Origin of the sequence: Streptomyces lacrimifluminis, from assembly GCF_014646095.1 — a bacterium.
Taxonomy (GTDB): domain Bacteria; phylum Actinomycetota; class Actinomycetes; order Streptomycetales; family Streptomycetaceae; genus Streptomyces; species Streptomyces lacrimifluminis.
On the sequence record NZ_BMMU01000007.1, the window covers coordinates 51797 to 65257 of the forward strand.

Here is a 13461-nt window from a genome sequence, read left to right on the forward strand (position 1 = left end):
CATGCTGCTCAACCCCCGTACCCGGTTCACGTCGGCGCTGCTCGCCTCCGCCGTCTCCGTCTGCCTCGTCGCCGCGAGTGCCCCCGCGGCGCCCCTGGGCGTCGGCGACCGCCTCTTCCCGTACCTGGGCAACCCCGGGTACGACGTGGCGTCGTACGACCTCGCCTTCAGCTACCCCGGAACCAACGCCAAGCCGTTGTCCGCCGTCACGACCATCGACGCCTGGACGACCACCGAGCTCGAACAGATCAACCTCGACTTCGCCCATGGCACGGTCGGGTCGGTCGAGGTCGACGGTGAGCCCGCGTCGTTCACCAGTGCGGGCGAGGACCTGGTGGTGACGCCCCGGGAGCCGCTGCCCGCCGGGAGCTGGATGCGGATCACCGTGCGCCACACCAGCGACCCCGTGTCCGCGGCCGGCCGGGACGGTGGCTGGGTGCGGACCAAGGACGGGCTCGCGATGGCCAACCAGGCCGATGTCGCGCACCTGGTGTTCCCGTGCAACGACCATCCCTCCGACAAGGCGATGTTCACCATCAGGGTCACCGCCCCGAACGGCTACACGGCGGTGGCCAACGGTCTGCCCACCGGCGTGGACCGGGTGGGCGGGGCCACCACCTGGACGTACCGCACCCAGAACCCCATGGCCACCGAACTGGCCCAGGTGTCCATCGGCCGATCCACCGTCGTGCACCGCACCGGGCCGCACGGACTGCCCCTGCGCGATGTCGTGCCCACCAAGGACCGCGCGCTGCTCGAACCGTGGCTGAAGAAGACGCCCGCGCAGATCGAGTGGATGGAGAGCAAGGTCGGCCGCTACCCGTTCGAGACGTACGGGCTGCTCGTGGCCGAGGCGTCGACCGGCTTCGAACTGGAGACGCAGACACTCTCTCTCTTCGAGAGAGACCTGTTCACCGAGCCCGCGTACCCCGAGTGGTACGTCGACTCGATCATGGTGCACGAACTGGCCCACCAGTGGTTCGGCGACAGCGTCAGCCCGCGCACCTGGTCCGACCTGTGGCTCAACGAAGGACACGCCACCTGGTACGAGGCCCTGTACGCGGAGGAGGAGGCGGGCCGGAAACTGGTCGACCGGATGAAGGCGGCGTACGGCGCCTCCGACCGCTGGCGGGCCGCCGGCGGACCACCGGCCGCCCCCAAGCCGCCCAAGCCCGGCCAGAAGATCGGCATCTTCCGTCCGAACGTCTACGACGGGTCCGCCCTCGCCCTCTACGCCCTGCGCCAGGAGATCGGCCGCCCGGCGTTCGAACGGGTCGAGGAGGCATGGGTCGGTCTTCATAAGGACGGCGTCGCGGGCACCGCCGACTTCGAGCGCCTCGCCTCCGACATCGCGGGGCGGGATCTGAGCGCGTTCTTCCAGGCATGGCTGTACGCGGAGAAGACGCCGCCGATGCCCGGGCACCCGGACTGGAAGTCCGTCGCGCCGACGGCATAGCGCCACGGAATAACACCGTGACGAGACGGGGCGTGCCGTGCGACCATCTTCAGGTCGGCGGCACCGCCCCCGGCCTCACGGGACGGGTTCCGGGAATCTCACGGGACGCTCGTGCGTTGTGCTCGGTGACGGGGCTCGCTCCGTCACCACACACGGAAACCCCATCGACGTAAGGACCCAATGACCTCCTCTTCTTCCCCTTCCCAGGACACTGAGCGCCTCGCGCACACCTACCCCGAAGGTCTTCGGGCCGATGCCCTGATGGAAGAGGACGTCGCCTGGAGCCACGAGATCGACGGAGACCGGGACGGCGACCAGTTCGACCGCTCCGAGCGCGCCGCCCTGCGCCGCGTGGCGGGCCTCTCCACCGAGCTCGAGGACGTCACCGAGGTCGAGTACCGCCAGCTCCGCCTGGAGCGGGTCGTGCTCGTCGGCGTGTGGACCACGGGGACGGTCCGGGACGCGGACAACTCCCTCGCCGAGCTCGCCGCCCTCGCGGAGACCGCGGGCGCGCTCGTGCTCGACGGCGTCGTCCAGCGCCGCGACAAGCCCGACGCGGCAACCTACATCGGCTCCGGCAAGGCCAACGAACTACGGGACATCGTCCTGGAGACGGGCGCGGACACCGTCATCTGCGACGGTGAGCTGAGCCCGGGCCAGCTGATCCACCTCGAAGACGTCGTCAAGGTCAAGGTCATCGACCGTACGGCCCTGATCCTCGACATCTTCGCCCAGCACGCCAAGTCGCGGGAGGGCAAGGCGCAGGTCGCGCTCGCGCAGATGCAGTACATGCTGCCGAGGCTCCGCGGCTGGGGTCAGTCGCTGTCCCGTCAGATGGGCGGCGGCAAGGGCGGCGGCCTCGCCACCCGTGGTCCCGGTGAGACCAAGATCGAGACGGACCGGCGCCGGATCCGCGAGAAGATGGCGAAGATGCGCCGCGAGATCGCGGAGATGAAGACCGGCCGCGACATCCAGCGTCAGGTGCGCCGCCGCAACAAGGTGCCCTCGGTAGCCATCGCCGGTTACACCAACGCGGGCAAGTCGTCGTTGCTCAACCGCCTCACGGGCGCGGGTGTCCTGGTCGAGAACTCCCTGTTCGCGACCCTCGACCCGACCGTGCGCCGGACGGAGACGCCGGGTGGGCGCCTCTACACGCTGGCGGACACCGTCGGCTTCGTACGGCACCTGCCGCACCACCTCGTCGAGGCGTTCCGCTCCACGATGGAGGAGGTCGGCGACTCCGACCTGATCCTGCACGTGGTCGACGGTTCGCACCCGACGCCGGAGGAGCAGCTGGCCGCCGTGCGCGAGGTCATCAGGGATGTCGGCGCCACCGGCGTACCCGAGATCGTTGTGATCAACAAGGCGGACGCGGCGGACCCGCTGACGCTCCAGCGGCTGATGCGGATGGAGACGCGTTCGATCGCGGTGTCCGCCCGCACCGGTCAGGGCATCGACGAACTGCTCGCGCTGATCGACCATGAGCTGCCCCGGCCCTCGGTCGAGATCGAGGCGCTCGTGCCGTACACCCACGGCCAGTTGATTGCCCGTGCCCACACCGAGGGCGAGGTGATCTCCGAGGAGCACACCGCGGAGGGCACCCTGCTCAAGGCGCGGGTGCACGAGGAGTTGGCGGCGGAACTGGCGCCGTACGTTCCGGCGGCAGCGGCGCTTTAGGCTCCGCCGGGTCGGGCGTTCGTCCGCGGGTTCGTTGTGGCTGGTCGCGCCCACGCGGCGGAGCCGCAAATTGACACAGCCCCGCGCCCCTGAACAGGCCCCCATGCCTTCGGCATGGGGGCCTGTCGCGTCACTGTCCCGCGTACTTCCCGCTCACCTCGTCGTACACGCTCTTGGCCACCTTGCCCAGGCGCGGGCCCGCCAGCCAGCCCGAACTGACCGGGCCGATCGAGGTGTTGGAGACCAGGGTCGGGTTTCCGTCCGAGCCCGTGGCGACCCAGCCGCCGCCGGAGGAACCGCCGGTCATGGTGCATCCGATCCGGTACATCGTCGGATCCGACCTGACGATCGACAGCCGGCCCGGCTCGTCCTGGCACTGGTACATCGTCTCACCGTCGAACGGAGACGCCGCCGGATAGCCGGTCGCCGTGATGCTCCCCACCTGCGACACGGCAGGCGCGTCGAAGTCCACGGGAAGGGCCGAACCGACCGTCTCCTCCAGCGACTTGCCGCTGCCGCCCTTCTCCGGCGTCACATGGATGACCGCGAAGTCGTACGGTGCCCCGTCGCCGCCCGTCGAACCGCCCTGCGCGATCCACTGGTCAGAGGTCTGTGTCCAGTCACCCCACCAGACACCGTAGGGAGCGACTTCCGTGCGGGGAGCGTTCTCCAACTGGGCGCTCGACCTGGCCGCGTTGTTGTACGACGGCACGAACGCGATGTTGCGGTACCAGCCGCCCTTCTTGCCGGCGTGCACGCAGTGGCCCGCGGTCCAGACGAGGTTCGACTTCCCGGGGTGAGCGGGGTCCGCCACGACGGTCGCCGAGCAGACCATCGTGCCCTCGGGGGCGTCGAAGAACACCTTGCCCGCCTCGGGCGCGTTGGCGTGGTAGGCGGGGGGTACGGCCTTGGCCTTCACCGCACGCGGCGTCGGGTCGGTGACGCCCTGGTCGCCGGAGAGGTCGTTCGCGTCGACGCTCTTCTGCGGGTCGTCGGCGTCCCGCATCCGGTCCGCGTCCCAGAGGCCCTCGATGATCGGGTTCACGTAGTCCTCGGCCTCGCGCAGCCAGTCGTCCTTGTCCCAGTTCTTCCAGGCGCCGTTCTTCCACTTGTCGATGTCTATCCCGTGCTCTTTGATCTTGTCCCTGAGCCCGTCCGGGATCGTGATCTTTCCGGCGCCGTCGTCGGTCGCGGAGGCGGAGGACTGTCCGCCTGCGTCGGAACCCCCGGAGTCGGAGCCGGAGCCGCAGGCGGTGGCGGTGAGCGCGAGTGCCATGGCAAGGCCGACGGCGGCCGGTACGGGGAAGGTTGTACGGCGTGCGCCCCTCCCGCCGCGGGCGATGAAGGGTGGGCGTATGGGTCGCATGGTCTGACTCCCCCTGGCGTGCTCGAACCGTGTGCTGTCCCCGCTCGGCATCACACACTATGCGGTCGCTGTGGGGCGCATCCGCTGGAACGGCAACGGTTTCGCTACGGGCGGTCCGGTCTGCCGACGGTCCGCCGGTCCGTCGATGTGACGCCCTGCCACGGCTGTTTCCCGAGCGCCTTGTCCGGACTGCCGAGGTGACGGCGCCCTCCCGCGAACGATCTTGAGGCTACCCGTGACTCCTGCGGTGCGCGGGGTGTTGGTAACGGGAGGGGTCTATCGGCGAGTTGGTGCTTGGCGGAGCAGCGGAGCAGCGGGGAGTTGGGGCATTGGGGCTGCGGGAGTCCATGGAGACGGGGGAGCGCACGGGCGCGCAAGAATCCCGGGCGCCCGGGAGCGTGGACGCGGAGGTCGATGAGTGCGCGGGCGTGCGAGGGGCGTACGAGGGAATTCTGCGGCGCCAGTCGGCGCGGGAATCGGCGGCACGCACCTATGCGCGCGCCCTGCCGATCGTCCCCGTAAGGGCTCGTGGGCTGACGATCGAGGGCGCCGACGGCCGGCGCTACCTCGACTGCCTCTCGGGTGCGGGGACACTGGCCCTCGGCCACAACCACCCGGTCGTGCTGGAGGCGATCCGCACGGTCCTCGACTCGGGTGCGCCGCTGCACGTCCTCGACCTGGCGACTCCTGTCAAGGACGCCTTCATCACCGAACTGTTCCGCACCCTGCCGCCCGGACTCGCCGACCACGCGCGCGTGCAGTTCTGCGGACCGGCCGGGACGGACGCGGTGGAGGCCGCGTTCAAGCTCGTGCGCGCCGCGACCGGCCGCACCGGCATGCTCGCCTTCACGGGTGCCTATCACGGCATGACCGCGGGGTCGCTGGGCGCCTCCGGCCACGCGACCGACGTTCGGGTCGCCCGGCTGCCCTTCCCCCAGGACTACCGCTGCCCCTTCGGGATGGGCGGCGACCGGGGCGCCGAACTCGCCGCCCGCTGGACCGAGTCCGTCCTCGACGACGCCAAGTCGGGTGTGCCGTTGCCCGCCGGGATGATCCTCGAACCCGTCCAGGGCGAAGGCGGGGTGATTCCCGCGCCGGACGCCTGGATGCGGCGCATGCGACGGATCACCGAGTCCCGCTCGATCCCGCTGATCGCCGACGAGATCCAGACGGGGGTCGGCCGCACCGGCACGTTCTGGGCGGTGGAGCACAGCGGGGTCACCCCCGACGTGATGGTGCTGTCCAAGGCCATCGGCGGCAGCCTGCCGCTGGCCGTCGTGGTCTACCGCGGCGACCTCGACGTCTGGGAACCCGGCACCCACGCGGGCACGTTCCGCGGCAACCAGCTCGCCATGGCCGCCGGGACGGCCACCCTGGCGTATGTCCGCGAACACGGACTCGCCGAACGCGCGGCCACCCTTGGCGCCCGCATGCTCTCCCAACTCCGCCGGCTGGCGGCGGAGTTCCCGATCATCGGTGATGTGCGCGGACGGGGACTGATGATCGGGGTCGAACTGGTCGAACCGAGGGCGGAGCGGGGCGCGGGGGACGCTGTGGACTCCACCGACGGTGACCGGTACACCGATCCGGAGGTCTTCCCCGCCCCGGCCGACGGTGGGCCGCGTCCCGCAGCGCCCGAACTGGCCGCCGCCGTACAGCGGGAGTGTCTGCGCCGGGGCCTGATCGTCGAACTCGGCGGACGCCGGGCGAGCGTGGTCCGCCTGCTGCCGCCGCTCACCATCAGCGACGAACAGGCCACCGCGGTCCTCGACCGGCTGGCCGACGCCGTGGAGGCGGTGGCACGCGGCCACACCGACTCCGGCCGCCCGTACGCCACCCACACCGAGCGAGCGGGGTAGCCCGGCCCAACGCCCGCCCGTGCCAACCCGGTTGGCATCCCCCGTACGAGCATTCGAACAACCTCACGAGGAATGGTCTTGAACAGCACCCCCGTACCCGAAGGCCGTTCCCACCCCGTCCCCGCGCGAGGTTCCGGAACCGGGAGAGAGACGGTGCCCCGTCAGAAGGGGCCGGCCGGCGGCGCCGAGTGGGCGCGCGGTGCCACGGCCGATCTCCTGGAACACCTCGACCCCCACACCGCGGCCCAGGCCGCCGCCACCGAGAGCCTGCTGCGCTGCTGGGTACGGGAGAACGACCTGGCCGCCCCGCTTGACGGCACCCTCCGTATCCCTCTCCCCAGCAGCGGCACCGCTCTGCTGGCCCCGGTCCACTACTGGTCCCCGACCGGCTGGCACCGCTTCGGCCTCCCCCACCTGGCCGACGCCCCCGAGGGAGCCCCGGCAGCCGACGCCGTCACCGTCGCGACCCTGCTCGCGCGGGAGGCGTACGACGGCCCGAAGCCGGCCGGCACGGACGCCGGCGCGGTGCCCGGGGCGCCCTCCGACGACGTGGGCGGCACGGCAACAGCGATCGATGACCCGACCCGGGCGGTGTCCTCGGTACTACCCCCCGACGCCGTCGACCTGGTCGCACGTGTGGCCGACTCCATCCGCCGGACCGCCACCTTCATCAGTGACCGTCGTGCGCATCCGGTCGACGGGCCCGACCTCTTTCTCGCCGCCGAGCAGTCGCTGCTGCTCGGGCACCCGCTGCATCCGACCCCGAAGAGCCGCGAAGGGCTCGCCGAGGCCGAAGCCCGGCTCTACTCACCGGAGTTGCGCGGCTCGTTCCCGTTGCACTGGCTGGCGGTGGCCCCCTCGGTACTCGCCACGGACTCCGCCTGGACCGAGCGGGGCCGCCCCATCCGCGCCGAGCAGCTCACCGCGCAGCTCATCGGCGCCGAGCTCCCGCTGCCCGACGGCTACGCGGCCCTCCCCCTGCACCCCTGGCAGATCCGCGAGACTCGCCACCGCCCGGAGATCGCGGTCCTGTTCGAAGCGGGCCTGCTCCGCGACCTCTGCACCCACGGCGCCCCCTGGCACCCCACCTCCTCCGTACGCACCGTCCACCGCTCGGGCGCCCCCGCGATGCTGAAGCTCTCGCTGGGCCTGCGCATCACCAACTCCCGGCGCGAGAACCTCCGCAAGGAACTCCACCGGGGCGTCGAGGTGCACCGACTGCTGCGCGGCGGACTGGCCAAGCAGTGGCAGGCCACGCACCCGGGCTTCGACATCGTCCGCGACCCGGCCTGGCTCGCCGTCGACGACCTGGACGGCCGCCCCGTCCCCGGCCTCGACGTGGTGATCCGGCACAACCCCTTCCACCCGGCGGACGACGTGTCCTGCGTCGCGGGACTCGTCTCGCCCCGGCCCCACGCCCGCCTGGGCGACACGGCCGACCGGCAGTCAGCGGGCCCGACCCTGCGATCCCGGCTGGCCGGGATCGTCACACGTCTCGCCGGGCGAACCGGCCGCCCCCGCGGAGCCGTCGCCACCGAGTGGTTCCTGCGCTACCTGGAGCAGGTCGTTCGGCCCGTGCTCTGGCTGGACGGTGAGGCAGGCATCGCCCTGGAGGCCCACCAGCAGAACACCCTGCTCCTGCTGGACGCCGACGGCTGGCCCAGGGGAGGCCGCTACCGCGACAACCAGGGGTACTACTTCCGCGAGTCCCGGCGCGCCGAACTCGACGCCCGGCTGCCGGGCGTCGGAGAGCAGAGCGACACGTTCGTCTCCGACGAGGTCACCGACGAACGCTTCGCCTACTACCTCGGCGTCAACAACGTCCTCGGCCTCATCGGCGCGTTCGGCTCCCAGCGCCTGGCAGACGAAAAGGTGCTGCTCGCCGCCTTCCGGCGCTTCCTGGGTGACGTCGCCTCCGGGCCCGCCCGACTGCGTACGTCCCTTCCCGGCCGTCTGCTGGACTCACCCGTCCTGCGCTGCAAGGCCAACCTGCTCACCCGGCTGCACGGTCTCGACGAGCTCGTCGGCCCGGTCGACACCCAGTCCGTCTACGTCAGCATCGCCAACCCCCTTCATTCCTGACGTCGTCGACACCTCTGACGCCGCCAACTCCCTTTCACCCCTGAGGAACACCACACACCCCATCTCCCGAGAGGAGCGTCCCGTGCCTCCTACCGACACACGCACCGACGCCCGTACCGACCTGCGAACCGCCTCGGCCCCCGAGAGCGACGCCGGCTTCCGCACCGGTGGAGACAGCGAGGACACGCTGGAGCTGCGCCTGCCCGCCGAGTTCCTCGCGCTGTACGCCGATGACGGCAAGGCGGCGGACACCGTCCCCCCGGCGCCCGAGGGCGATCTCCTGGACCGCATCGGGGACTGGGGGCCGGTGCTCACGCCCGCAGGCTCGTTCCACCTCCTGCCCGTACGGATCGGGCGCGACCTGCCCCTCATCGGGCGCTGGATAAACGACCCGACCGTCGCCACCTTCTGGGAGCTCGCCGGCACCGAGCGCGTGACCGAGGCCCATCTGCGGTCCCAGCTCGACGGCGACGGACGCAGCGTCCCCTGTCTCGGCGTGCTGGACGGCACCCCGATGAGCTACTGGGAGATCTACCGCGCCGACCTCGACCCACTGGCCCGGCACTATCCAGCCCGTCCCCACGACACCGGACTGCACCTCCTGCTCGGCGGTGTCGCCGACCGCGGGCGCGGACTGGGCGGTGTTCTGCTCAGAGCGGTCGCCGACCTCGTCCTCGACCACCGTCCTCGCTGTGCGCGCGTCGTCGCGGAACCCGACCTGCGCAACACGCCCTCCGTGTCGGCCTTCCTGAGCGCCGGGTTCCGGTTCTCCGCAGAGGTCGACCTGCCCGCCAAGCGGGCCGCCCTCATGATCCGGGACCGGGGCCTGCGCGATGCGCTGTAGACCCCCTGTGCCACTCCTGGTCCCACGGTGCGCTCCCGCCTTGATCACCCGATTGTCAGTGCCGCCCCGTAGGGTGGTCGCGCTATGACGAAGCCCTCACTCCCCGAACTCCTGCACGCTGCCGTCACCGCTGTCGGCGGTACGGAGCGCCCCGGCCAGGTGACCATGGCCGAAGCCGTCGCGGAGGCGATCGACGACGGTTCCCATCTGCTGGTCCAGGCAGGCACCGGCACCGGAAAGTCGCTCGGCTACCTCGTACCCGCGCTCGCGCACGGGGAGCGGGTCGTGGTCGCCACCGCCACCCTCGCGCTCCAGCGCCAGCTCGTGGAGCGCGACCTGCCGCGCACGGTCGACGCACTCCACCCCGTGCTGCGCCGCCGCCCCGAGTTCGCGATGCTCAAGGGCAGATCGAACTATCTGTGCCTGCACCGCCTCCACGAGGGCGTGCCGCAGGACGAGGAGGAGGGCCTCTTCGACCAGTTCCAGTCGGCGGCGCCCACCAGCAAGCTGGGCCAGGACCTGCTGCGCCTGCGCGAATGGTCGGACGAGACCGAGACCGGCGACCGTGACGGCCTCACCCCCGGTGTCTCCGACCGGGCCTGGGCACAGGTCTCCGTCTCCTCCCGCGAGTGCCTGGGCGCCTCGAAATGCGCGTACGGAGCCGAGTGCTTCGCCGAGATGGCCCGCGAGCGCGCCAAACTCGCCGAGGTGATCGTCACGAACCACGCGCTGCTCGCGATCGACGCCATCGAGGGCGCGCCCGTCCTCCCGCAGCACGAGGTACTGATCGTCGACGAGGCGCACGAGCTGGTCTCGCGGGTCACGGGAGTGGCCACCGGGGAGCTCACTCCCGGTCAGGTCAACCGTGCCGTGCGCCGTGCGGCGAAGCTGGTGAACGAGAAGGCCGCCGACCAGCTCCAGACCGCGGCCGAGGGCTTCGAGCGGGTGATGGAGCTGGCCCTGCCGGGGCGCCTGGAGGAGGTTCCGGAAGACCTCGGGTACGCGCTGATGGCACTGAGGGACGCCGCCCGCACGGTGATCTCCGGGATCGGCGCGACCCGCGACAAGTCGGTCCAGGACGAGGACGCGGTCCGCAAACAGGCACTGGCCTCGGTGGAGTCCGTGCACGATGTCGCGGAGCGGATCGCGAACGGCTCCGAATGGGACGTCGTCTGGTACGAGCGGCACGAGCCCCGCGCCGGAGCCGCATATCGACACAGCGGGGCCTCCCTGCGCGTCGCCCCCATGTCGGTGTCGGGCCTCCTCAGGGAGAAGCTCTTCACGGACCGCTCCGTGGTCCTGACCTCGGCGACGCTCAAACTGGGCGGCGACTTCAACGGCGTCGGGGCCTCCCTGGGCCTCGCCCCGGAGGGCACGGCGGGCGACGACCTCCCGCACTGGAAGGGCGTCGACGTCGGCTCGCCCTTCGACTACCCGAAGCAGGGCATCCTGTACGTCGCCAAGCACCTGGCGCGCCCCGCGCGTGACGGCGACCGCGGGGACATGCTCGACGAGCTCACGGAGCTGATCCAGGCGGCGGGCGGACGTACCCTCGGCCTGTTCTCCTCGATGCGGGCGGCCCAGCTCGCCGCGGAGGAACTGCGGTCCCGCATCCCCGACTTCCCGATCCTCCTCCAGGGCGAGGAGACACTCGGCGAGCTGATCAAGAACTTCGCGGCCGACCCGCAGACCTGTCTGTTCGGCACGCTGTCGCTCTGGCAGGGAGTCGACGTCCCGGGCGCCAGCTGCCAGCTGGTCGTCATGGACAAGATCCCGTTCCCGCGCCCGGACGACCCGCTGATGAGCGCCCGCCAGAAGGCGGTCGAGGACGCCGGGGGCAACGGCTTCATGGCCGTCGCCGCCACCCACGCGGCACTCCTCATGGCCCAGGGCGCCGGCCGCCTCGTACGGGCGACGGGGGACCGCGGTGTGGTCGCCGTACTGGACCAGCGCCTGGCGACCGCCCGGTACGGGAGCTACCTGAAGGCGTCCCTGCCGGACTTCTGGTACACGACGGACCCCACCGTGGTCCGGCGATCGCTGTCCGCGATCGACGCGGTGGCGAAGCAGACGGAGTCCGCCGAACCGGCCGCGGAAGAGGCCGAGCAGGCGGAGGAGACGTAGTCATCGATGTGCCGGTCACCGACTGAAGTCGGTGACCGGCACATCGACGCACCTGAACACGGGACAACACAGGGCCCCGGAACCGGCGCAGGGGTTCCGGGGCCCGGTCAGGAGCGGGGTCGTACGACCCCGCGTCCCGCACCTCTCACACGCGGCGGAGAACCGCCACCACCTTGCCGAGGATCGTCGCCTCGTCGCCGGGGATCGGCTGGTACGCGGAGTTGTGCGGGAGGAGCCAGACGTGGCCGTCCTCGCGCTTGAAGCGCTTGACGGTGGCTTCGCCGTCCAGCATCGCGGCCACGATGTCGCCGTTCTCGGCGACCGGCTGGCGGCGCACGGTGACCCAGTCGCCGTCGCAGATCGCGGCTTCGATCATCGAGTCACCGACGACCTTCAGGACGAAGAGCTCTCCGTCACCCACCAGTTGGCGGGGGAGGGGGAACACGTCCTCGACCGATTCCTCGGCGAGGATGGGACCGCCGGCGGCGATACGTCCCACCAGCGGGACGTACGACGCGGCGGGCTTGCCCGCGGTGTCCGTGGGCTGCACGGAAGCCCCTTGGTCGGAACCGCGTACCTCATAGGCGCGCGGGCGATGCGGATCGCGGCGCAGGAATCCCTTGCGCTCCAGAGCCATGAGCTGATGTGCGACCGATGAAGTACTGGAGAGGCCGACTGCCTGCCCGATCTCGCGCATCGACGGCGGGTAACCGCGTCGTTGCACGGAGTCCCTGATGACCTCGATCACGCGCCGTTGCCGGTCGGTGAGTCCCGAGCTGTCCGCTCGGATTCCTGGAGGTCGTCCAGGGAGGGACCGCTTATGTCCCTCAGGATTCGTGGCTTCGTTCATCGCATGCACCGGCTCGAGTCGGCTCTGGGAGCGGTCCTGGGCAGTGATGGTGGCACTGTCTGCGGTGGTGGTCACGTCGGCCCCTCTCGATGGTCTCCCGTGCAGTGCAACGGTAGTTGCTTTCGAAAGGTTGCGCCAAACACACGTTCGAGTGAAAAATTGAGGATGACCTGCCGCAGTCGGATATTTGGGTGTATGGCTAACGCCGTGGCGGGCGGACAAAAGGGCTCATTGTTGTACCCTTCACCGCCGGGGTGGCGACCTCGTGGGCCGACGCCCAAGTCTGCCACCCGGAACCCGGTCAACCGGGAATCGACCCCCGTCGCGCGCGGTTCTCACCGTATCTCCGCATGTTCCCCAGAGATACGGCCGTGCCGGATCGGGCCTGTCGTGGCGGTACGGCCGCAGGGCGCATGCCGATACTGGTGCGACACGCGCTACGCGATGGATGTACGGGCCAATCCCCACATCTAGTGGTTGGATTGCGGCTGTAGCCCAGAAGTTGTGGTCCCCCGGGTCTTCGGTCCCTCGGGCATCACCTATGCTGGGGGCTGCTTCGAGGGGCTCAAGGGCCCTTGCGAGGCTATTGAGTCTGCTGTGAGGGAGGGTTGGAGAACATGCACTGCCCCTTCTGCAGGCACCCCGACAGCCGCGTGGTCGACAGTCGTACGACCGACGACGGCACGTCGATCCGCAGGCGCCGCCAGTGTCCTGACTGCTCTCGACGGTTCACGACCGTCGAGACGTGCTCGCTCATGGTGGTCAAGCGGTCCGGAGTCACCGAACCGTTCAGTCGTACGAAGGTCATCAACGGCGTGCGCAAGGCATGTCAGGGGCGGCCTGTCACCGAGGACGCACTCGCCCAGCTCGGCCAGCGGGTCGAGGAAGCGGTGCGGGCCACCGGAAGTGCCGAGCTGACCACCCACGACGTGGGGCTGGCCATACTCGGTCCGTTGCAGGAACTCGACCTCGTCGCCTACCTGCGATTCGCGTCCGTCTACCGGGCGTTCGACTCGCTGGACGACTTCGAGGCCGCCATCGCGGAGCTCAGGGAAGCGCCGCGCGGCCCCGCCGTGGACGACGAAGACCCGGACATGGGGCGCAGGCAAGACGATCGCGGGTCCGGGGGGACTGCTCAGGTCCCCGTGCCCGCCAACGCCGCCGACTGACCGGCGGGCCGGACCCGGACCGCGTGTTCGGACC

Annotated in this window: 9 protein-coding genes; 7 read left to right on the top strand and 2 right to left on the bottom strand. The window is 70.6% G+C overall.

Features of this window, described 5'->3' with window-relative positions; genetic code table 11:
- Window position 1: 1 nt before the first annotated feature.
- Entirely contained in the window at window positions 2–1456 is a 1455-nt protein-coding gene (locus IEY89_RS13040; protein WP_189147533.1) for a M1 family metallopeptidase, read from the top strand.
- 180 nt (window positions 1457–1636) lie between these two features.
- Window positions 1637–3133 (top strand): GTPase HflX, encoded by a 1497-nt coding sequence (gene hflX / locus IEY89_RS13045; RefSeq protein WP_189147534.1) that lies wholly within the window; start codon window positions 1637–1639, stop codon window positions 3131–3133.
- Window positions 3134–3263: 130 nt separating this feature from the next.
- On the opposite strand, the gene IEY89_RS13050 is transcribed toward hflX, so the two are convergent.
- The gene (locus IEY89_RS13050; RefSeq protein ID WP_189147535.1) at window positions 3264–4499 is read right to left on the bottom strand and encodes a trypsin-like serine peptidase; all 1236 of its coding nucleotides are present in this window, start codon (window positions 4497–4499) and stop codon (window positions 3264–3266) included.
- Between the two features lie 347 nt (window positions 4500–4846).
- Between IEY89_RS13050 and IEY89_RS13055 the strand changes: the two genes are divergently transcribed.
- From IEY89_RS13055 to IEY89_RS13070, 4 genes are all read left to right on the top strand, one after another.
- Entirely contained in the window at window positions 4847–6358 is a 1512-nt protein-coding gene (locus IEY89_RS13055) for a diaminobutyrate--2-oxoglutarate transaminase family protein (RefSeq protein WP_229695218.1), read from the top strand.
- A 78-nt stretch (window positions 6359–6436) separates the two neighbouring features.
- Window positions 6437–8440 carry an IucA/IucC family protein gene (locus tag IEY89_RS13060; RefSeq protein WP_373287235.1) on the top strand — a complete coding sequence of 668 codons (2004 nt, stop codon included), beginning with the start codon at window positions 6437–6439 and terminating at the stop codon, window positions 8438–8440.
- Between the two features lie 82 nt (window positions 8441–8522).
- Window positions 8523–9284 (top strand): GNAT family N-acetyltransferase, encoded by a 762-nt coding sequence (locus IEY89_RS13065; RefSeq protein WP_189147537.1) that lies wholly within the window; start codon window positions 8523–8525, stop codon window positions 9282–9284.
- 84 nt (window positions 9285–9368) lie between these two features.
- Window positions 9369–11408 (top strand): ATP-dependent DNA helicase, encoded by a 2040-nt coding sequence (locus tag IEY89_RS13070; protein WP_189147538.1) that lies wholly within the window; start codon window positions 9369–9371, stop codon window positions 11406–11408.
- Window positions 11409–11553: 145 nt separating this feature from the next.
- Here IEY89_RS13070 and lexA read toward each other — a convergent pair whose 3' ends face one another.
- Window positions 11554–12333, bottom strand: a complete 780-nt coding sequence (lexA, locus tag IEY89_RS13075) for a transcriptional repressor LexA (protein ID WP_189147539.1) — start codon at window positions 12331–12333, stop codon at window positions 11554–11556.
- Between the two features lie 542 nt (window positions 12334–12875).
- Between lexA and nrdR the strand changes: the two genes are divergently transcribed.
- The gene (nrdR, locus tag IEY89_RS13080; RefSeq protein WP_189147540.1) at window positions 12876–13427 is read left to right on the top strand and encodes a transcriptional regulator NrdR; all 552 of its coding nucleotides are present in this window, start codon (window positions 12876–12878) and stop codon (window positions 13425–13427) included.
- Window positions 13428–13461: the final 34 nt, after the last annotated feature.

Coding starts and splice junctions, on each gene's coding strand:
- IEY89_RS13040 (WP_189147533.1), top strand. CDS start 2: ATGCTGCTCAACCCCCGTACCCGGTTCACGTCGGCGCTGCTCGCCTCC.
- hflX (WP_189147534.1), top strand. CDS start 1,637: ATGACCTCCTCTTCTTCCCCTTCCCAGGACACTGAGCGCCTCGCGCAC.
- IEY89_RS13050 (WP_189147535.1), bottom strand. CDS start 4,499: ATGCGACCCATACGCCCACCCTTCATCGCCCGCGGCGGGAGGGGCGCA.
- IEY89_RS13055 (WP_229695218.1), top strand. CDS start 4,847: ATGGAGACGGGGGAGCGCACGGGCGCGCAAGAATCCCGGGCGCCCGGG.
- IEY89_RS13070 (WP_189147538.1), top strand. CDS start 9,369: ATGACGAAGCCCTCACTCCCCGAACTCCTGCACGCTGCCGTCACCGCT.
- nrdR (WP_189147540.1), top strand. CDS start 12,876: ATGCACTGCCCCTTCTGCAGGCACCCCGACAGCCGCGTGGTCGACAGT.